General features: G+C 41.2%; 14 protein-coding genes. 11 read left to right on the top strand and 3 right to left on the bottom strand.

Annotated elements, in window-relative coordinates; genetic code table 11:
• Positions 1-479: 479 nt before the first annotated feature.
• Positions 480-791 carry a DUF5132 domain-containing protein gene (locus H6G69_RS29280; protein ID WP_190692633.1) on the bottom strand — a complete coding sequence of 104 codons (312 nt, stop codon included), beginning with the start codon at positions 789-791 and terminating at the stop codon, positions 480-482.
• A gap of 833 nt (positions 792-1,624) precedes the next feature.
• On the opposite strand from H6G69_RS29280, the gene H6G69_RS29285 reads away from it, so the two are divergent.
• The 3 genes from H6G69_RS29285 to ytaF are packed head-to-tail and all read left to right on the top strand — an operon-like array spanning position 1,625 to position 3,829.
• Entirely contained in the window at positions 1,625-2,398 is a 774-nt protein-coding gene (locus tag H6G69_RS29285; RefSeq protein WP_190692634.1) for a DUF1345 domain-containing protein, read from the top strand.
• A gap of 37 nt (positions 2,399-2,435) precedes the next feature.
• Positions 2,436-3,095 carry a DUF1345 domain-containing protein gene (locus H6G69_RS29290; RefSeq protein WP_190692635.1) on the top strand — a complete coding sequence of 220 codons (660 nt, stop codon included), beginning with the start codon at positions 2,436-2,438 and terminating at the stop codon, positions 3,093-3,095.
• A gap of 38 nt (positions 3,096-3,133) precedes the next feature.
• Positions 3,134-3,829: a sporulation membrane protein YtaF gene (gene ytaF, locus H6G69_RS29295; RefSeq protein WP_190692636.1), complete on the top strand. Its 696-nt coding sequence runs from the start codon at positions 3,134-3,136 to the stop codon at positions 3,827-3,829.
• A gap of 135 nt (positions 3,830-3,964) precedes the next feature.
• Here the strand turns inward: ytaF and H6G69_RS29300 are convergent, their stop codons facing one another.
• Together H6G69_RS29300 and H6G69_RS29305 are read right to left on the bottom strand one after the other, a co-directional pair.
• Complete coding sequence (locus tag H6G69_RS29300; protein WP_190692637.1) at positions 3,965-4,276, bottom strand: hypothetical protein; 312 nt, start codon at positions 4,274-4,276, stop codon at positions 3,965-3,967.
• Positions 4,277-4,733: 457 nt separating this feature from the next.
• The gene (locus H6G69_RS29305) at positions 4,734-6,074 is read right to left on the bottom strand and encodes a ParB/RepB/Spo0J family partition protein (protein WP_190692638.1); all 1,341 of its coding nucleotides are present in this window, start codon (positions 6,072-6,074) and stop codon (positions 4,734-4,736) included.
• A gap of 1,240 nt (positions 6,075-7,314) precedes the next feature.
• On the opposite strand from H6G69_RS29305, the gene H6G69_RS29310 reads away from it, so the two are divergent.
• From H6G69_RS29310 to H6G69_RS29345, 8 genes are all read left to right on the top strand, one after another.
• Positions 7,315-9,618 (top strand): heavy metal translocating P-type ATPase, encoded by a 2,304-nt coding sequence (locus H6G69_RS29310; RefSeq protein ID WP_190692639.1) that lies wholly within the window; start codon positions 7,315-7,317, stop codon positions 9,616-9,618.
• A gap of 253 nt (positions 9,619-9,871) precedes the next feature.
• Positions 9,872-11,221, top strand: coding sequence for a formylglycine-generating enzyme family protein (locus tag H6G69_RS29315; protein ID WP_190692640.1), 1,350 nt, complete (start codon positions 9,872-9,874; stop codon positions 11,219-11,221).
• 253 nt (positions 11,222-11,474) lie between these two features.
• The gene (locus tag H6G69_RS29320) at positions 11,475-11,678 is read left to right on the top strand and encodes a Nif11-like leader peptide family natural product precursor (RefSeq protein ID WP_190692641.1); all 204 of its coding nucleotides are present in this window, start codon (positions 11,475-11,477) and stop codon (positions 11,676-11,678) included.
• 859 nt (positions 11,679-12,537) lie between these two features.
• Positions 12,538-14,955, top strand: a complete 2,418-nt coding sequence (locus tag H6G69_RS29325) for a heavy metal translocating P-type ATPase (protein ID WP_190692642.1) — start codon at positions 12,538-12,540, stop codon at positions 14,953-14,955.
• A 67-nt stretch (positions 14,956-15,022) separates the two neighbouring features.
• Positions 15,023-15,433, top strand: coding sequence for a universal stress protein (locus H6G69_RS29330; protein ID WP_190692643.1), 411 nt, complete (start codon positions 15,023-15,025; stop codon positions 15,431-15,433).
• 899 nt (positions 15,434-16,332) lie between these two features.
• Positions 16,333-17,445 (top strand): calcium/proton exchanger, encoded by a 1,113-nt coding sequence (cax, locus tag H6G69_RS29335; protein ID WP_190692651.1) that lies wholly within the window; start codon positions 16,333-16,335, stop codon positions 17,443-17,445.
• A 101-nt stretch (positions 17,446-17,546) separates the two neighbouring features.
• On the top strand, positions 17,547-18,731 hold the full coding sequence (gene cax / locus H6G69_RS29340) for a calcium/proton exchanger (RefSeq protein ID WP_190692644.1): 1,185 nt from the start codon (positions 17,547-17,549) through the stop codon (positions 18,729-18,731).
• Between the two features lie 260 nt (positions 18,732-18,991).
• A complete protein-coding gene (locus H6G69_RS29345; RefSeq protein ID WP_190692645.1) occupies positions 18,992-19,411 on the top strand; it encodes a hypothetical protein in 420 nt (139 codons plus the stop codon).
• The last annotated feature ends 306 nt before the right edge of the window (positions 19,412-19,717 follow it).

Raw genomic sequence — 19,717 nt, forward strand, 5'->3', positions numbered from 1 at the left:
GCACTAGCTACATAGGATCACAAGCCCCTTTCTGACGAAGTTTAGCTGCCATCCTTTAGGAGTCTGCGAAGGCTAAACAATGTGCAATTAAAATGTGTAACAACTTCAAGACGGACGAATGCTTGAGAAGGGGTGTAAGAGTATGAGGATATGAACTTTAAGGGAAAGTTTATGTAACCCTTTGCACTCAAAAGGTTTGAGCCGTCTTAATTGATTTAAGACTTACGCAGGGATAACATATTTTCGTTATTGCGTAAGTCCTGTTATTCATGGAGTGACCCTATACCCCTACACTCTTACTCCCTCACACCCCTAATTTTTCAACTAACAACAAGTCATTTCTTACAAACAGACGCTGCTGCGTTGCTAACAGATGCCTGTTGGCTAGACACCCTTCGGGTGTCTAGCGAGGTTTCCTTCGCTCGGACTTTGCGCTTTGTAACTTTTCACAAATTAAGCAACTGTTTACTCTTGAGAGCTTATCCAATCGTTACTTCACGGGGAGCTACTTCAGTTTTGCCATTCTTGGAAGCCCTGATATCAGATTTAGCTTCTGCAATCAAATCTTGGAAGGATTCGGAAGCTTCAGCAGCACTAGCTTGTACTTTGTCAAAGGCTTCAAAAGCCCAAATTAATCCAGTTTTAGCTGTTGAGCGCGCTGAGTCAGATAAATTGTGACCTGTTGCAGCATCTACAGCACCAACGATAGGTGCAATAGCCAGTGCCCCAACCCCAATTACCGCAGCAGTCATTGGCTCTAGTCCGAGCAATAAAGCTTCTAGTTCAAACATTCTAAATAGCCTCCAAAAAAGGTATATCGCTAATCATGATTCGTATTCGCCACCATACGCTACAGGTGACGGTATTGATTTCCAAACATCATCAAGTCTGATTTGGCTTTACTTTATTAAACCATGTATAGAAAAATGGAAACAGAATACTGCACACCCTTGACGGTGGTTACACGAAAGATATTAGCAGATAGGAAGAATCTCTTCTTGAGTTTGATTCTACATCTATACCACTAACGATACAAGTAATTATGATGGTCTATCAATGAAAAATTGTTAAGTCTAAAAATGTTAATTAGTATACCTATATATATTATAGTAAATGTTAACTTTACTTAATGAACATAGTAGTAAGATTGTCAAGCGTATATCATAGCTAGCGATCGCTCAAAGTGCCATATCTCCAGTATGCATGGCGCAATTTTAATGGTTGTCTAACTTCTCAAATCAGCTAAAGCTAATAGCTTTTTGGTATGTCATCAATCATGCTTGATGATTGTTGTGATTAATGTAATGCTAAATAAAAATCAGTTGAGATATTTTTGTTATTTTGAAGCTCATATCATATAATTTTCTTAAGCGTAACCAGATTTTGTAATCTTGTTTCAGAGTGAAGACTAAGAGCTATTAAGTAGTTTCAGCACTAATGTATTATTAAGCTCTCGTAATTGTCATAGGCAAGCAATAATTTACTCAATTTAATAGGCTTTTCGATGGCTGGTGTCAATAATCCAGCTGTCTTGATAGTGAGTTAGCGATCTCCTAGCCGAATATCAATTAAGACCTATGAAAATTGCATTTCATATTGAGAAAAATAGTGAGATGTAAAAACTGTGAAAACTACACAACACAAGACATCTGATCCTGAACCCCATCAAAATACTAACTCTTCTCTGAGGTCGAAGAGTAGAGTATTGATGAGTGGTCTTTTATTTGGACATAGTTTGCTCTCGCATTTAGATTCAAAAACCCGACTGGGGTTAAGTATTATGTTGGGAATGACAGTTTTTTTACGACTGCCAAATACCCTACATTTAGCCAATCGCATTCTCACAGCTTGGATTTTAGGAGTTTTTTGCTTTTTGACATTAGTAGTATTGATGATGTGCAGCGCAACTCCCCAAAAAACGCGTTATCGCGCTCAACGCCAAGAAGCGCAACATTTAGCTGTTTTTCTTTTAGTAGTCATTACTGCCTGCACAAGTATCTTTGCAATTGGGCTAATGCAAGCAATGAACGACAGCAAAAATATTCCTGAATCTACCTTAGCACTGAAAATTGCGCTGTCTTTAGTCGCTGTCATCTGTTCTTGGTTTCTGACTCACACCATATTTGCCCTCCACTATGCTACCTGCTACTACTATCCAGATTTCTTGAACGAGGAGACAGGATATGTTGGTGGCTTGAGTTTTCCAGGGGATGAACTACCTGACTATTGGGACTTTATGTATTTCTCTTTCACTATCGGGATGACAGCTCAAACCTCAGATGTTTCGCTTCCAGGCTTGGGAATACGAAGGCTTGCTATAGGACATGGAATAATTTCTTTTTTCTTCTATATGGTGATTTTAGCTTCGGGCGTAAATGTAGCATCGGGGCTGATTTGAAGTGGTGGATTGATGATGATCATTGGGATAAAAAGTTATGGGATTTAGCATTTTACTGAGTCTGATGGAAAATTCCAAATCTCGTTTGCTGTTATCGTTGCTACTAGGCGGAGTTGTTTTTCTGTTGATATCGCCTGCAAGCTTGGAATTTCGCCTGCTTGCTGCTTGGGATACGGGAGTTTTATTTTTTCTCATACTAGTAGGTTTAATGATGATTGGCGCGAATCATGAACAGACACGCAATCGCGCACAGCGAGAGGAAATTGACCATTTGGCAATTTTTATTTTGGTTGTTTTTGTAGCTTTTGCTAGTTTGTTTATTATTGCAGCAGTGCTAGCAAAACATAAAGATACTTTTACTCCTGAAGTTGGGCTGTCCATAGTGGCAATTATCTGTTCTTGGCTACTGATGCACACTACCTTTGTGTTGCATTATGCCGCATTTTATTACCGTAAGCCTTCTTTTGCTCCAGAGACAGAATATATCGGCGGGCTAGATTTTTCCAGTGGAGAACCGCCTGACTATTTGGACTTTGTGTATTTCACATTTACCCTGGGTATGACCTCCCAAACTTCAGACACAGCAATTGTCACATCTGCTATGCGACGATTAGTTTTAGGACATACAGTCATGTCATTCTTTTTCTACAGCGTCATTTTCACTCTAGGGATGAGTATTATTTCTGGACTGATGTAACTCTACTGTTCAACAATTTTCACTTCTTTATCCTTTATATGCATATCCTATCTGCTCTATTACTTGCGATCGCCGTTAACGTCGATAATTTTGCGGTTGGTATCGCTTACGGAATAAAAAAACTCCAAATCGGCTGGCTTACTAACCTATTTATTGGTTTAGTTTCCGCAATTGGCACATATCTAGCGATTTCTGTCGGCCATGACATTAAGAATTACTTGTCTATCAATGTCGCCAATGCTTTAGGTAGCTTTATCTTGATAGCCGTCGGTATTTGGAGTATTTGGAAAACACTCAAACGCCAACGCAGAAAAATCAAGATGCGTCAAGAAATGAGATTTTTAGTTGCCGCAGGTTCCAACCGGACGATATCTCATAGCTCCCATCACAATGTTTCACAAGAATTCTTGCACGAATTTTCTTACGAAAAATTCTTGGAAGATCCTGAAAAAGCAGATTTAGACCACTCAGGTTATATTGATGTGCAAGAATCTATTGCTCTGGCATTTGGCTTGACTCTCAATAATCTAGGTTCAGGCTTGGGTGGTGGGATTTCTAACTTAAATGTGGCTATTACCACTTTTTTAGTTTTTATCCTCAGCTGGTTGGGAATATCAGGCGGGTACTTTCTCGGAGATCGCTTTACGACCAAGATATCTGGACTTTGGGCTGGTATCCTTTCCGGATCTTTAGTTATCATCACTGGGGTGTATGAATATTTCCTGATGCCTTAGCTTTGTAATCATTCTTGGATATCAATGACAGATGATCATGCTAAAGACACTAAAGAATGTGGATCAGATAAGTCCACATTCTTTAGACTCTGCATCTTTCATGAGTATATATTCCTTTTTTGCGCGAGATTTAACTTAACTTCCCAAACATTCCTTAGAATTGGATAGCACTCGTCGGTTATTTTGGGGCATTAAATCAATCACATTGTTAAAGCTGCTGAAGTAGTCTTGCAGCGCAATGGCAGCAAAACCATGAAATTCGACCCATTCATACTGATAAAAATTAGTAGAAGTGGTAGAGGTCTTTTCTTTTTGATTCAGAGGAAAAGTAGGGATTGCAATTAATAAAGAAACTTTTTCTTCTCCAAAGGTGTCTTGACCTTCTAGCCTGACAGCAGCAATGTAAGTGGTATTAATGACCATATTATCAACTTTAATAAATGCCATATTTCTGCAAGCCTCCGAGTAAAGTGAACGATAGATAATTTTCTAACTTGTGAATCACAAATTCCTTAGTCTGCCTGCAATTATTGAAGGTATAATTACCTTTCTTGCTTTATCTACTGAGCCTTATAACGGATTTTAAAAATAAAAAAACAGCAGTCTGAGTAATTCTAGTGATAGTTTCTCCTCACGAATTACGATATTATAGACTACTGGACTTGCAATATTAAAGAAGCGAAAGTTCAATTATTCATAACTTTCGCTTAGTAAAAACTAATTGATTTTGTTGACACTTGACATTTAACAGTCAAGCTCAACAAAAATAATAGAAGGTTTTTTATTTGTAGACTTATTATACCGTTTCACTTTAAGTATTGATACACATAGACAGCAGGCGGCAGGGGGCAAGTGGAAAGAATTAGGTATTGCTCATGTGTATCAGATATTTCGTAAAATTGTATTACGTATAACAGTGTTTTTCCCTTTTTGCTTCTTGTCCTGTCCACTTTTGCCACCGAGCTATCGCCCGATCAACATTTTCTGTAGCTTTGTCACCAGCAAAGCAGATGCGTCCCATCCTTTCACAGGCAATTAATAATTCAGCGTTTCCCAAAGAAGGTGCAAGCACAAAGTTATCATGTTTTGTATACAAACTGATTAAATAAGCTACAATTCCTTCTACACCCTCAATACCAACAGGCTTCTCTGGTTTGAGAATGGGATCTTGAGAGTAAATCCCGACGTATAATTCACCCAAGACCCACTCAAATCTAAAGGGCATATGATGGCGAACACAAAAATCTTGGATATATCCTTCACGAGCTAGTACAGCGACGATATGAGCTTCATCAATGAGATAATCATGATTCCACTCAGATGAAAGAGTAGCGATCGCTAAAGCCGCATTGGAAGGAAGAAGTTCAATAAATTTATCCTCAGCCGTATCACCACAGTAAATTAAATGCCTACCAAGTATCCACTCATCTCCTAGTTCTGCCCCTGGTAGAATTGGAGTAGTATTGATTTTTTTTTCAACTTGTGGTTTTGTAGATTTTATAGACTGTTTTGCCTGTTTTTGAGCAGTAGAGCTTTGTAGTGCAATCAATTGCTTTTCTTTAAGCTTAGTTCTAGCCTCTGCTGCTAACTTAGCTTGTGTTTCCATTTCTTCTTGCTTTTGCTGACGTTTTGCTTCTTGTGCTTTTTGTTCTGCCTGTTCTGCCTGTTCGCGTTCCTGACTACCTGCTCTGGCTATTTTTAGCAAAGTTGAATGACTTTTGGCAATAGGTGTTTTCTTAATCACCTCCTTAACTTCTGGGTCAATATTTTTAGCAATTTGCTTTCCTAGTTGATATGTCCGCTTGTTATAACCTGCCTCTTGAGCTAGTTGTACTGTCGTTTTAGTAGGGGGTGAATCAATTTCACCCCCTTTTTTGGTGTATTGGTTCTCGCCAGATTGAGCACGCAGACCTATCCGCTCTAAAATTTGGTCTCTCTCTAGCCAGAGTTCAGCTCGTTCTAAGGCTTCTAGTTCATTACGAATGAGGTTTTCATCGATTTCAGCCAATCTGGTATGGTCTAAGTCTTGATAAGTAATAATCCTGTATTCAATCTGTTCCAGCCCCAAAAGCTTGCAAGCAGTTAGGCGGTGCAACCCTGCAACTAGATTGAAATTTTGATCGAGGGTTATAGGGTTCAAGAGTCCGTTCGCCTTAATAGATTGCATCAACTCAGCAACTTTTTGGTCGTTCAGAGGACGCCTGTTGGGCTGGATACTAACCCTATCAATGGCAATAAAGGACATAAAAGTTACCAAATAACTAACTGAGGCTATATTTTTTATGGATACTATAGAAAATATAGCAAAACAAAAACTCTAGTAATCTTTCTTCACACTTTCTTAGTATTATATTGTAAACTTCTATACTTATATATAATATGAGTACTATGAAGTATTACACAAACTTTAAAAAGCGAAAGCATTTCTCTGCTACTGAAGCCTGCGTCATCACAGATTACTCTGATGACATCGATATTATCTGTTTATCTTTCTTGAGGATTCCTCTACACAGGAAATGAGAATATTGCACCCAAAATTTTAACTGACCATTATCTCAAAGCTGATATTCATTTTAGTGAGAAACTGCAAAACCTAGCTACAACAGGCTGATCAACTGAAGTAAAATTTTTACTTCCGCAGAGTCTATACTATGAGTTATCCTAAGGCTAATCTAATCAAAATCTTCTAGAAGTTACTGATCACAAAAATTTGATAAATTTAGTTTTTATTCATAATGCCAACTTAACCATGTTGTAAAAGCTTTGTATCAATCAAATAACATCTTTTATGGCATAATTTTAAGTTAAGAGTATCTAAAAGTTAGCAAAATTATAACAGTATCCCTCGGCTAATTTTTCATACCGTAAGGAGGAAAAGTATTTACTCCGGAAGAAGGATTGGCAATGCTGTGTGTTTGTAATTAAAAATTTAAGAGACATTACCAGAATAACCATTTCTCGGGCAGTGTAATAAACAATACTGAGTATTTTCCCCATTCATGAATGAGTACTCAGCATTGAGTAGGTGCTGAAATAAATATTTTTGTGACCAGGTAGGGGGCAGGGGACAGGGAGAGAAAGAGTTTGAGCCTGATTTACTTTTATTTACATAGAGGACTCATATTTGATTTATGAAAAAAATCAGTACACCCAGACCAATCTTCTTTCCTTCCCTACCTATAAAACTAGATTCAAAAATCAAACCGGATTCTTATAGTTTGGTTTTATTGTACAGACTTACTTAAGTAAGTCTGTGCAATAAAACCAAACTGTGTGAAGAAAAGTAAATAATGCTCAAACTCTTTCTCCCCCTGCTCCCTGCCCCCTGCCCCCTGCCTTATCCCAACATTGATTATTTACGCCGACCTACTTATACCCCTTGACGATAATTTTCATTGTTCGGCATATTATATTGATTTATTTCATCCTTTATTCTTTACACTTCCAACTGATACACGTTAATACTTTTTAAGAGGTAAGATTTTATGCCCACGCCAACAGAATATAAAATTCCGATAAAAAATCAATTTCAGGAAATAGATTATGAAATTGTCCACATTACCGAGGAGCGACTTCGGATTCGGATACCTCGACTAACCGATGATCCAGAATATGCAAGTTCGCTGACTTGGCTGATAGAATCTTTTGATTTTGTTGTTAGTGTGCGGATCAACCAACCATCTAGCTCGTTAATTGTCTACTATGAACCCGATGTGTCTGTAACAACGGTACAAAAAAGCTTGTTAAATAGCATTCAACAAGCTAGCGCCGTTGAGCTGCCACCGGGGACAGTGCCAATAAAAACAGAACTAAGACCAGAAATCGATTGGATGGAACGGCTGGGACTACCTATGGTCAGTTTAGGTTTGGCTGTGCTTTCTAGCCAGTTTACCCTACCTATCCCAGGTTTAGTGATTGGTGGCTTAATTGCTGTGGCTGCTGCACCCTTTGTGACTAGGCTGATAGAAATAACTGTCAAAGAACGACGACTAGACGCGGATATTCTTGATGCACTTTGGCTAGGTCTTTACACCATTAAAGGAGACTTTGTCGGCCCATCACTGATGTTGAGTTTAATGGAAACAGGGGACGCGCTGCGAGATGCCACCGCCCGCGCTTCAGAGAGGCAATTTATGGATTTGTTCATGGGAATGGATAAATTTGCCAAGGTGGAACGGGACGGACAAGAGGTGCAGGTTCCTCTGAAAGATGTGCAAAAAGGCGATCGCGTTATTGTCTATCCTGGTGAAATGATTCCAGTGAGTGGGAGAGTACTGCGGGGTACAGCATTAATTGATGAACATAAACTCACCGGAGAGTCTACGTTAGTTTCTCGCTCTGAAGGACAGGTAGTTCACGCCTCTACTTTGTTGTTAGAAGGCAAAATCTGTATATTAACAAAACGAATTGGCAAAAATACCCGTTTAGGATTGACAGTCGAACTCTTGCAATCTGCTCCAGTTCATGACACACGCGTTGAAGATTATGCCGCCAAAGTTGCTGATGCGACCATTGTCCCAACCCTGCTATTAAGCGGCGCAATTTTTGCGATTACCAGAGATGTATCCCGATCTCTTGCTCCTCTTCACCTCGATTTTAGCCACAGCATTCGCATTGCCGTACCTTCTACAGTTCTAGCGGCACTTACCTATGCTGCCCGGCATGGGATCTACATCCGTAGCGGACGTGCCTTGGAAATCCTAGCACGGACAGATACAGTTGTTTTTGACAAAACTGGGACGCTTACTCAAGGTAATGCTGAAGTTGTGGCAATTAAAACCGCAAGTACAGAAATCTCTTCAGCTTATGTCTTACAAGTTGCCGCATCGGCAGAACAAGGTAACACTCATCCTGTCGCTAGTGCGATTCTGCGCCATGCCCAAGAAAATAATATCAAAACTCGACCTTGTGAAGCTTGGGATTATCGCATTGGCTTAGGTGTTGTTGCCCAAATTTCTGGACAACGGATTTTGGCAGGTAGTCATCGTCTCATGCTGCAAGAAGGCATTGATGTTAATTCCATTCATCAACTTCATCCAGGGGTAAGAACAGGTAGCGAATCTACAGTCTATGTGGCTATGGGTGGCGAGTTGTTAGGAGTGATTTTATATACAGACCCCGTACGTCCCGAAAGTGCCCAAGTGATTGCTACCCTTGAAAATCAAGGTCAGCAGACCTATATGTTAAGTGGCGATAGCCAACGAGTTGCTAATCATGTAGCGCAGGATTTGGGCATTAAAAGTAGTCATGTTTATGCAGAATCATTTCCCGATCAAAAAGTCGAAGTGATTCGCCAACTCCAAAGCCAAGAGCGGACTGTGGTTTTCATCGGGGAAGGTATCAATGATGCGGCAGCTTTAGCACATGCGGATGTTTCTATTTCTTTTGCTAGTGGGATTGATATTGCCCGAGAAACAGCCGATGTAGTACTTTTAGATGATGATCTGCGGGGCATACCTCATGCTATTGCGATCGCCAAACAAGCAATGGATATTATTTACCAAAATACTGCTCTCATCGCCATACCAAATATTGGTGTAGTTCTTGCAGGCGTTTTATTTGCTTTCGATCCAGTTTTAGGTGTCATCGTCAGTAATGGTTCAGCCTTGATTGCCGAGTTGAACAGTTTCCGCCCCCTGTTTAATGCCCAAGCAGTTCCTAACTTCGATTCAGTCATGGTAAAACCTATACTCGATATTAAACGTCCGACTAAATCTGCTGAACCCCCTGCTGATGCTAGGGAATTGCAAATACTTACTCCCAGTCTCCAGCCCCCAGTCATGCCCTGAGCCTGTTCCCCCCGAAGAAGTAACTGACAAAGCCCCATTGGGGCGGGTGTGGGGTGTAGGGCAAGAAATAGCCCAACAACCAGCGCGTTCCCCTACACCCTGTTCAAAAAGTAGCGTCTCGTAGAGCAGGATCGAAGTTTCCTCAGTTAATAATTTCTTAAAACTTTTGTGAAATATTTATGATTCCATCGTACAATTTCTTTACTAGGTATTCATCAATTTAAATACTGCTTCAGGTTCAGAGGAAACTATTATGCCTCGATGTCCTGTTTGCCAAAATAAATACGTTGCAGATCAAACCGAGAATTGCTCAGTGTGTGGTTGGCATCTCCAAGCGCACTCTTTAGTCATCGCGCTGATTCCAGAAGTCTCCTTGAAAGAGCAGGCGAGATTGGAATGGGCACAAAAGATATGGGCAACGCTCAAACCTGCTCGTGAACAAATCCAGCAATTTCAGTCTCAGCTTCAAGAAGCAGACCAAACCATAGCTCAACTCCATTTTGAGTTAGAACAAGCAAACCAACAATGTCAGCAACTTTTAGCTGCCTTAGAACATCGAGAATCAGATTTAGCAAGTCTGCTTTCAAAATCAGACGAGTTAAACCATGAATTAAGCGACTTACAAGGACAACTAGAGCAAACAAATCAACTACAAGTTCAATCTCCAACACCGGAACTCATTGAAGCAGGATCTCCAGATCAAAGCCTTTTAGAACTGGAACAATCCCAAATTGCAACAGCTTTACCAATCAAGGCGCAAACTTTGATTTTTCAGGTAGTGACTGTTGATCCGCAGGGACAACTGGCTAGTTGCTATGGAAGTGAAGCTCACTACTTCCAGGAAGAACTAGAGAATATTGCTTTAGATATGATTATCCTGCCAGGGGGTGTCTTTTGGATGGGTTCACAAGAGACGGAACAAGGGCGAGAAAGTCACGAAGAACCCCTGCATCAGGTAACAATTGAGCCTTTTTGTATGGGAAGATTTACAATTACTCAGTCACAATGGCGGGCGATAGCGAATTTACCAACCATTAATCGCTCTCTCAATCCTGAGCCAGCCCATACTCAAGGCGAAAACCAACCTGTAGAACAAGTTTCGTGGTACGATGCTATTGAATTTTGTGCAAGATTAACCAAACTCACCAAACGAGATTATCGCTTACCAAGCGAAGCAGAATGGGAGTATGCCTGTCGCGCCAGAACAACAACACCTTTCCATTTTGGTGAAACGATTACACCCGAACTAGCTAATTACGACGGTAGTTATATCTACAACTTAGAACCTGTAGGTCAATATCGCCAACGGACAGTACCAGTAGGAAGTTTTCAAGTTGCTAACGCATTTGGACTATGCGATATGCATGGCAACGTCTGGGAGTGGTGCGCCGATGTTTGGCACACCAACTATCAACAAGCTCCCTGTAACGGTAGCGTTTGGGAACAGGCAGAATTTCAAGAGCATCGCCTCTTGCGGGGTGGTTCTTGGTATTGTCTCCCCAGCCTTTGTCGTTCCGCTCAACGCCATTGGGATAAAGCTGATCACGCGGGTAGTGGTATTGGTTTTCGAGTAGTCTGTTCTAGTGCAAGGCAAGGAGAATAACACATGACCAAGCCCCTTCGGGGCGGGTGCAGGGTGTAGGGTGTAGGGGAAGATAAAGCCCAGGAAAGCACAGCGTCTAGAAGAGAAGTCCGGTAAAAGCCTCTCCCTTCAGAGAGAAAAAAGGGGAAAATGTGTTCTTAGTTGTGTAGTACGAAAAACACGAAGTTCTGTAAGTGAAACTCCGTTCTTAAGAACGGAGTCCCTACCCCTTACACCCTGTTCATAACTCAGCACTAGTTAAGCGAGGATAAATATGTCAAAACAGATCAAACAATTCCACCAACTGATTAGCCAAAATCCAACTCTAGTAGAGAAGCTAAAAAGTGCATCTAACCGAGAAGACTTTGTAGAGTTAACGGTACAATTAGGCGCAGAGTATGGTTACAGCTTTACTTCTACAGAAGTCGAAGTCTACATAAACCAAAATATGCTGATACTAATGAGACAGTTTGCTTGAAACTTTTTGTGTCTGAAATAAATTGCTGTGTCGTGTAATACAAGCGTTGATCCCAAGTTGCAGTCAAAGATAGTAACCTAGGGTGGGAGTAGGGAGTAGGGAGTAGGAATACTATTATTTCAACAAAGCAACTTGGTATGAGGTTCGTTTCCTAGTGGAGTAGAAGTTAAGTTTAATACAAGGGTTGGCATGATGTCTAATCATGTGTTCTAAGTAGTCAGCACGGGTTTTGCCCAAAAAGTGTCAAGGAAAAAGGATGAAATTACCATAGGCCTCGCTGCCAGTAAGCAAAAAAGTTTCATACTTCATACTTCATACTTCATACTTGAGTTGACTTTCGTAAACATTGTTTTTATTCAGCCGTGATATACTGTAAACTTTGTTTATTAGCAGTAGACCAATAGAGTGATACTATACTCTATAAATATGTGCTTAACCTCTTGTTGTTAACCTCAATATTGTTTGTGTTTAGTTGAGCTGAGAGCTAAACTTTGGCGGATATCAGCCGACAACTAGCGGCAAACTCCACTAGCAACATGGCGAAAGAAACACAATCTTCCATAATCCTAAATTCCAAAGCTTGTAAAACGTGTTTCACCAAGAGGAAAGTAATAGAAATTTACTATGGTAAGTATTTGATGACTTGAGAATCTTAGGTTACGGAATGCTTGCTTATCAGTAATTCTGACAATTTTACCAATCGAAGTAGGAAATAGTTGTTTACTAGCTTTTAACCTCGGAAATTTCAGGTAAACGTGTCCTATTTGTGGATAGGCTGTGCGAAAAATTTCAAGCCTAACTACTGCTGTGCAATTTTTCTTAATGTGTACAAACCCAATACAAACACAAAGAAAGCCCTATGTCAGGTCAAACCACTGCTGAAAAGCTTGCTATAACTGTTATTGAGACTTATCCGTTAAGTCATGCTGAAGCTATACATTATGAGGTAGTTCATTGGATTCCAGGGCGGTTTCGCATTCGGATTCCTCAACTTGCCTGGGATGAAGAATATGCTCAACAGCTAAAGTATGTTCTGGGTAAATTGGATTTTGCCACTGAAGTTCAAATTAACGCTAAGGCTAGTTCATTAATTTTTAACTACGATCACGAGCCAACTGCGATAGCGATCGCTACTATTCAAGAGAAATTGTTTAGTGCAATTCAGCAGGCATCGATGGTTGACGTTCCTATAGGATGGACTGGTGAAGAGAAGGAAAAAGCTAACAACGAAGTAGACTTTGTAGAACGTCTAGGCTTTCCTGTAGCAGGTTTAGTACTCAGTTTGGGTGCAATGGTTGGGCTGCCAATTCCTCCTGTTTTGATTGGTGCTGTTGTATTTGTTGGGGCAATTCCAGTATTCAAACGAGCCTGGGATGCTATTCAACAAGAGCGTCAGTTAACTATTGATTTCTTGGATGGTTTAGCCATCGCATTGCACACAGCGACGGGACATTTCTTTGCGCCATCCTTTATGCTAGGTTTGGTAGAAGGCGGCGAAGCTATCCGGGATATGACGGCGCGGGGTAGTGAGAGAGCATCCCTTGACCTGCTAGATTGCTTGAGCAAGACTGCCTTTGTCATCCGCGATGGAAAAGTTGTAGAGATTCCCACTCAAGATGTGATTGTTGGGGATCACGTCGTAGTCTATCCTGGCGACCAGATTCCCGTTGACGGCATTATTGTAGAAGGGACAGGGATTCTTGACCAGTGCAAACTCACCGGTGAATCAGTACCCGTAACGCGCACAACCGGAGAAGAAGTCTTTGCTTCTACCTTATTGGTCGATGGTACGTTAACTATCCTATCAGAACGAGTTGGCAACAACACTCGTGCTGGTGTGATTGTCAACTTAATGCAGGCTGCACCTGTGCATGATACACGGGTTGAGAACTACGCTGCAACAGTAGCAAATCAAATGGTAATTCCCACCTTGCTAATTGGTACAGGTGTGGGCATTTTTAGCGGCAACCTCAGCCGAGCGATCGCACTGCTTACCTTAGACTTTGGTACAGGCATTCGGGTTTCTGTACCGACGACAATTCTTTCGGTTCTTACCTATGCGGCTCGCAATGGCGTACTCATTCGTAGTGGTCGCGCGATTGAAATGTTAGCAACCATTGACACCGTTGTTTGTGACAAGACAGGAACACTGACTATTGGTCATGCAGGTGTTAATGATATTGATGTGATGGAAACCCGCTTCAGCAAAGAAGAAATTTTGTGTTACGCGGCTAGTGCTGAAAAAGGATTGACTCACCCCATTGCTGAGGCAATAGTTCATCACGCTAAAGATACAGGTGTTGCCCTTAAAGAATGTGAAGAGTGGGAATATAAAGTTGGTCTGGGTGCAGTCGCCAAAATCGACGGTATAAATATCCTCGTCGGTAGCCCCCGATTCATGAAGCAAGAAAATGTGGATTTGGAGGAATACGACATTCGCTATCCCGATGCCAAGTCAGGTGGTCAATCCTTAGTTTATATAGCAGGTGATGGTAGACTGCTGGGCGTGATCCGTTATAGTGACCCACCACGTCCAGAAAGCAAAGAAGTCATCCGCGAACTCAAAGAGATGGGCATTACTGTACATATGCTCACAGGTGATGTGACACGGGTTGCTCACTCTATCGCCAATAATCTCGGCATCCATCCCAATCATGTCACTGCTGAAGCTTTCCCAGAAAAGAAAGTAGAAGTAGTTAAAGGATTGCACGACAGTGGTAAAATTGTCGCATTCTGCGGTGATGGCATTAATGACTCTGCTGCTTTGGCTTACGCCGATGCCTCAATATCCTTTGCAGGTGCAACCGACATCGCTAGAGAAACAGCCGATGTAGTATTGATGGAAGATGACCTGCGCGGCTTAATCATGGCGGTTAAATGTGCGCGTCAAGCAATGGATATTATTTGGCAGAACACCATGATCGTGGCAGTTCCCAACTTAGGCGCGTTGCTCTCCGGTATTTTCTTCGCCCTCGATCCACTTTTAGCGGTAGTAATCAACAACGGTACTGCGATCATGGCAGAACTGAATGGTCTACGTCCGCTGATCGGCCCTGGTGAAGTTATGCCACTAGGACATCAGCTAAGTGCAGCTGAAATTGCTGAGGAAGAAAACCGATTACAAGAACGTAGTCATAGAGCCGAAGCAGTTAATGTTTTACCAACTTCTATAGAAGTAGAGACTGAAGTAGTGGTTCTTTCGTCTGACAATCAAGAACCTCAAAGTAATGATTTGGGTGTGAGTGAGTCTAAAGTAGATACAGCAAACATAGTTTAAGAGAGGATATCGGGCACTTTGGAGTGCCCATTCCTTTTTTTGAATTTTGAATTGCTTATGAGGTTTTATGTTTCGTAAAATTCTCGTCGCCCTCAATCGCTGTGACCATATCAGCGAGTATATCTTTCAAGAAGCACTGGAGTTGGCAAAAGCCACTAAGGCATCTTTAAAGCTACTCCACGTTCTATCTGTTGATGAAAGAGGTTGGGAAGAGTTGGAAAAATCCAGACTGGATGTATTCAAATCTTTCACAGAACAAGCGATCGCTGTTGGAGTAGCAACTGAATATTACCAAGGTTTAGGCCGACCCGGTTATATTATTTGCGAAACTGCCCGCGTCTGGGAGGCTGGTTTAATTGTCATCGGCCGCCGGGGGCTTTCTGGTATGAGCGAACTAATTTTGGGCAGTGTCAGCAACTATGTCACCCACTATGCTCCTTGCTCAGTACTCATCATCCAAAACCCAGATATAACTTAGTGCTGTAACTATTCAAAAAAGCAAACAGTAATCTCCGCTACACTTTGGTTGCGTATTTAATGTATAGACTGTTTACAGTTGATAGTCAAAATAAGTCGTAGTCAATAATACTCGCTCCACGAAAAGTAAACCAAGTAATTCGCAGTTACACTTCTAGGGAGCTTGTACTCCTTGAATTAGGCATTAGTAATTATTTGCTCTTCTGTCAGCAGTCAACATATCTCAGGCGTGGTGTAGGTCTTGAAAGTAAAATGTCTGCTTCACATTATATCTTTGATTAAAAATTTGTATTAGTGTAAGCAGCTTCATCATCTCTTTCTTTCGGTGATTACTGTAAGCTACAAGTAAGAAGCCATTCAAAGATTGAACTAGTATCTCCCGGTGATTGTCAACCCATAGATTAATTGTGTGGGTCATACAAAGGCAAACGCATCTATATATATTATTAACAATAAGTGATATTTATTGTGTTGCCCTAAAGTAGGAGTTTATCGTTCAATTTATTTGTAAAAGGTAGCCAACCTCAGCCAAAAGTATCCAAAAAATAGGGGTATGAGAGGTTAAGAAGTAAAAAGTTAAAAGGCAAAAGGAAAAAAGGACTAAACTAATATTTTTTGCCTTTTAACTTTATGAGTGCCTTCTTAGGTCAGATTATTAAATATTCACCTGAGCAACTCATAGACTATCGAGTTTATGAACTTTCAACAAAGAAGTTCATTTGACTCAAATTAATGTCATCAAATCAATAGATTACCATTGCGATCGCTAGCGAAGTGACCGCCGAATTTCTATACCATCTCAAAAAATAAGAAGGTTTTGGAGGTTGAACAATGTCAGTTTCAAAGCCCGGCAGATTATCGCGCTCACCAACAACCAAAAAAACCAAGCAACCTAGCTCAATGTCTCGTAAGGATGCCTTACTCTTACGGATGCTGGTTTTTGTACCCATTTGCCTGATTCTGCACCATCTAAATGTAAATTCGACAATTGTCTTCATGGCAGCAGGTTTGGCAATTATTCCTCTAGCAGCATGGACAGCTAACTTTACAGAAGCCATCGCCTCTCGAATTGGCCCTGCGATGGGTGGTTTGCTCAATGCTACTTTTGGCAATGCTACTGAGATGATTGTTTCTATTGTTGCTCTCAGAGCCGGACTGATAGATGTAGTCAAAGCCAGTTTGATGGGTTCGATGATTGCCAATCTGCTTTTAGGTTTAGGGATCGCCCTGTTTTTTGGAGGGTTGCGAATCAATCAGCAAAACTCCCACATCAACCAAGAACACTTGAGCGCAGTTGGTCGTGTCAATGCCTCTTTACTGAATTTGGTAATCGTCTTTTTACTAGCACCCACCGCCATTGAAGTCACTTCGTTAGCGCTACATCTCCAAACAACTAACGAGTTTTCTTACATTGCATCAGCACTGCTCTTAACTAGTTACATCTTAATGCTGTTCTTCTCTATGAAGACTCACAGGCATCTGTATGGATTAGATGAGGATGCAGAACCGGAGAGTTACGGTAGTGAAGCTAGAGGGGAGAAATATAGCTTAAAGTTACATGTTAGCTTGCTTTTAGGTACAACAATTGTTTTGGTGTTTGTTTCCGAAGTCCTGGTAGATAGTTTATCAGAGGCGATCGCTACTACTGGAATGAGTAGCTTATTCACTGGAGTAATTCTGCTGCCTATCTTCGGTGCAGCGGTAGAAATCATCACTTGTGGAATCTGTGGCGCTAAGAACAAAGTCAATCTCGCATCTTCAGTGGCGATCGGTTCTAGCTTACAAATTGCCATGTTCGTCACACCAATCTTAGTTTTTACTGGCTTGGTAATTGGCAAACCGATGAACCTAGACTTTGATAACTTTACAGTTCTAGGAGTGGCTATTGCTGTTCTGATGACCAATTCTGTCAGACCTAACAGTCGTTCTAATTGGTTAGAAGGAACGTTGCTCTTAATGACTTACCTAATGCTAGCCACAGCATTCTTTCTACATCCTAACCTAGTCGGATAAGCAATTCAAAATCACAATCTGAATCAATCTAGACAATGATTCAATCTTGTAGAAATTTGGAGAGCAATTTTTAACAATGTTATAGCTTGAGCGTTAAAATTATGCAGCTTCAAGAAGTTACGCAAGTATTAAGGCAACCTAGTATTAACTGGTTAGCAATCTTTCTGCCCATAAGTTTAGTGATAGCGTACCTGCCAGGATTTCACAATGAGATATTCCTGTTTTTTACTTCTTGCTTGGCGATGGTCGTTGTTGCCTACTGGCTTGGCAATGCCACAGAACAATTAGCAGACAAAGTTGGTTCCACATGGGGTGGAATGATGAATGCTGCTTTTAGTAACTTACCTGAACTCATTTTTGGTTTAATAGCCGTAGCTAAAGGGTTAGGGCCACTAGCAAAAGCTGCCTGGACAGGTGCAATTATCAGCAATATGTTAGTTGCTGTTGGTGCAGCCATTATGGTTGGTGGCTACCGCTTTGGTACGGTGACATTTCCCCTAGATAGAGCCAAAGATGCCGCCGCAGGATTAATGATTGCGGCGGTGGCAATTCTCATGCCGTCAATCTATGCCCATGCAGTTGATTTTTCTAGCGAGAGTATAACTGCTGCTGATGTCATCAAGAATGTCTCTGTTTGGTTATCTGTATTTTTGCTCATGGCTTATGGTGGGAGCATAATTTATACCCTGGCTAGATTTAGATATTCTGAACCAGCACTACAAGCCAAGAATCTCGCTGAAGCTTTTGTCCATTCCGAGTCAGCACTACAAGCCAAGAATCTCACGGACGTTTTTGTGCCAGAAGCAGAAAGTGTAGAAATGTCTTGGGGTGTACCCTTTTCTATTGGCGTACTTGCTGCTTCTAGTGTCTTGATGGCTTTTTTATCTGATTTTGTTTCTGATTGCGTAGATTCTGTGACTGCTGGACTGGGATGGACTGAGATGTTTGTGGGGGCGATTGTCATTGGCATTATTGGCAATGTGGGCGCGATTATGAGTGCTGTTTTAGTCGCCTACAAAAATAAGTTGGATCTTAGTTTTGAGATTGGCATGAATGCTGCTTCTCAAGTTGCATTGCTAGTAATTCCCACTTTAATCGTCGCTTCTTTTTTGGTGGGTCATCCTGTTGATTTTCTTTTCTCGCCTCCACAAATTGCTGCACTTATCGGTAGCGTTTTAATCATGACGCAAGTTTCTCAGGATGGGCGATGTAATTGGTTAAATGGACTGCAAATGCTGATTTTCTTTGGCGTTATTAGTGTCTTGTTCTTTTATGATCCGACTTGAGGGGGCAGCTGACAGGTGTAGGTGTTTTACGTTATGACCCAAAAACCTTGATTTAGGGTGTAGGGGTGTAAGGGTTTGAGGGGGGATGGAACTCTGATTAAATGGTGATTTTGAGAGTTGCTACTCATCACTGGGTTAAAAACCTACACTGGTGAACTACCCCCTACCCTCAACACCCTACCCAAACTAGGTTTCACGTTTTCTTAGTGACATTCGACTCTTGACAACTAACAACTGACAACTAACAACTGACAACAAAAATGGCTACTAGAGATTTTGAATTAGGGAGTATGGACGGTTTGCCAGAGTTTAGAGTTGTGATGGACGGTAATGGCTTTTTACTAACGCCAGTACTTGAAACCAGGAAAACAACTCTCAAAGCTTTTGTGAGTATTGAACGGTCTGACAATATTAATGAGGAAACTTGGAAGGCTTTTGGACAATGCATCATGATTGCAGCAGCCGGAGCGGCATTTGCCGGCTTCACTCCAGGAGGTATAGCAGCTATGCCTATATTTATGCACACGTTTGGTACTTGTGCCACTTCTAAAGGATTGGAACTGGCAGCTAGTCAAATTCGCTTCCGAACTGAAACTTTCTACGGTGAATGGGAACGTTTTACATTTGGGGAAACTGCCAATCAGAATCTCAATAAACCGAAGCTTCAGCCAAAATGCTAAGAGTGGTAAACAAGAAACGCATCATTTTTGTTCTAGGTAAGTCCGATATCTGTACTAGAGGAATCTGGTTTGATTTCTGAATCTAGTTGTGTAAGTAGGGAGTAGGAAAGAAGATTAATCTGGGTGTAAGCTGTTAATCGTTTAATTTTCACATTGAGACCGCAGGGGAGCAGGGGGCAGGGAGCAAGGGAGAGGGTTTGCAGCTTTTACTACCATGAATATGGTGCAATTTAAATGACGACTAGCTTTCTGATTTTTTTCATAAATCAAATACTAGTCCTATATTAGGTTTCCCACCTGGCTCCT

Source organism: Nostoc sp. FACHB-110 (assembly GCF_014697425.1).
Lineage (GTDB): Bacteria > Cyanobacteriota > Cyanobacteriia > Cyanobacteriales > Nostocaceae > Nostoc_B.

What these genes read in the sequence shown, in the direction of transcription:
- cax (WP_190692644.1), top strand. Translation starts at nt 17,547, where the DNA reads ATGCAGCTTCAAGAAGTTACGCAAGTATTAAGGCAACCTAGTATTAAC.
- H6G69_RS29305 (WP_190692638.1), bottom strand. Translation starts at nt 6,074, where the DNA reads ATGTCCTTTATTGCCATTGATAGGGTTAGTATCCAGCCCAACAGGCGT.
- H6G69_RS29290 (WP_190692635.1), top strand. Translation starts at nt 2,436, where the DNA reads ATGGGATTTAGCATTTTACTGAGTCTGATGGAAAATTCCAAATCTCGT.
- H6G69_RS29300 (WP_190692637.1), bottom strand. Translation starts at nt 4,276, where the DNA reads ATGGCATTTATTAAAGTTGATAATATGGTCATTAATACCACTTACATT.
- H6G69_RS29280 (WP_190692633.1), bottom strand. Translation starts at nt 791, where the DNA reads ATGTTTGAACTAGAAGCTTTATTGCTCGGACTAGAGCCAATGACTGCT.
- cax (WP_190692651.1), top strand. Translation starts at nt 16,333, where the DNA reads ATGTCTCGTAAGGATGCCTTACTCTTACGGATGCTGGTTTTTGTACCC.
- H6G69_RS29345 (WP_190692645.1), top strand. Translation starts at nt 18,992, where the DNA reads ATGGCTACTAGAGATTTTGAATTAGGGAGTATGGACGGTTTGCCAGAG.
- H6G69_RS29310 (WP_190692639.1), top strand. Translation starts at nt 7,315, where the DNA reads ATGCCCACGCCAACAGAATATAAAATTCCGATAAAAAATCAATTTCAG.
- ytaF (WP_190692636.1), top strand. Translation starts at nt 3,134, where the DNA reads ATGCATATCCTATCTGCTCTATTACTTGCGATCGCCGTTAACGTCGAT.
- H6G69_RS29320 (WP_190692641.1), top strand. Translation starts at nt 11,475, where the DNA reads ATGTCAAAACAGATCAAACAATTCCACCAACTGATTAGCCAAAATCCA.
- H6G69_RS29315 (WP_190692640.1), top strand. Translation starts at nt 9,872, where the DNA reads ATGCCTCGATGTCCTGTTTGCCAAAATAAATACGTTGCAGATCAAACC.
- H6G69_RS29325 (WP_190692642.1), top strand. Translation starts at nt 12,538, where the DNA reads ATGTCAGGTCAAACCACTGCTGAAAAGCTTGCTATAACTGTTATTGAG.
- H6G69_RS29330 (WP_190692643.1), top strand. Translation starts at nt 15,023, where the DNA reads ATGTTTCGTAAAATTCTCGTCGCCCTCAATCGCTGTGACCATATCAGC.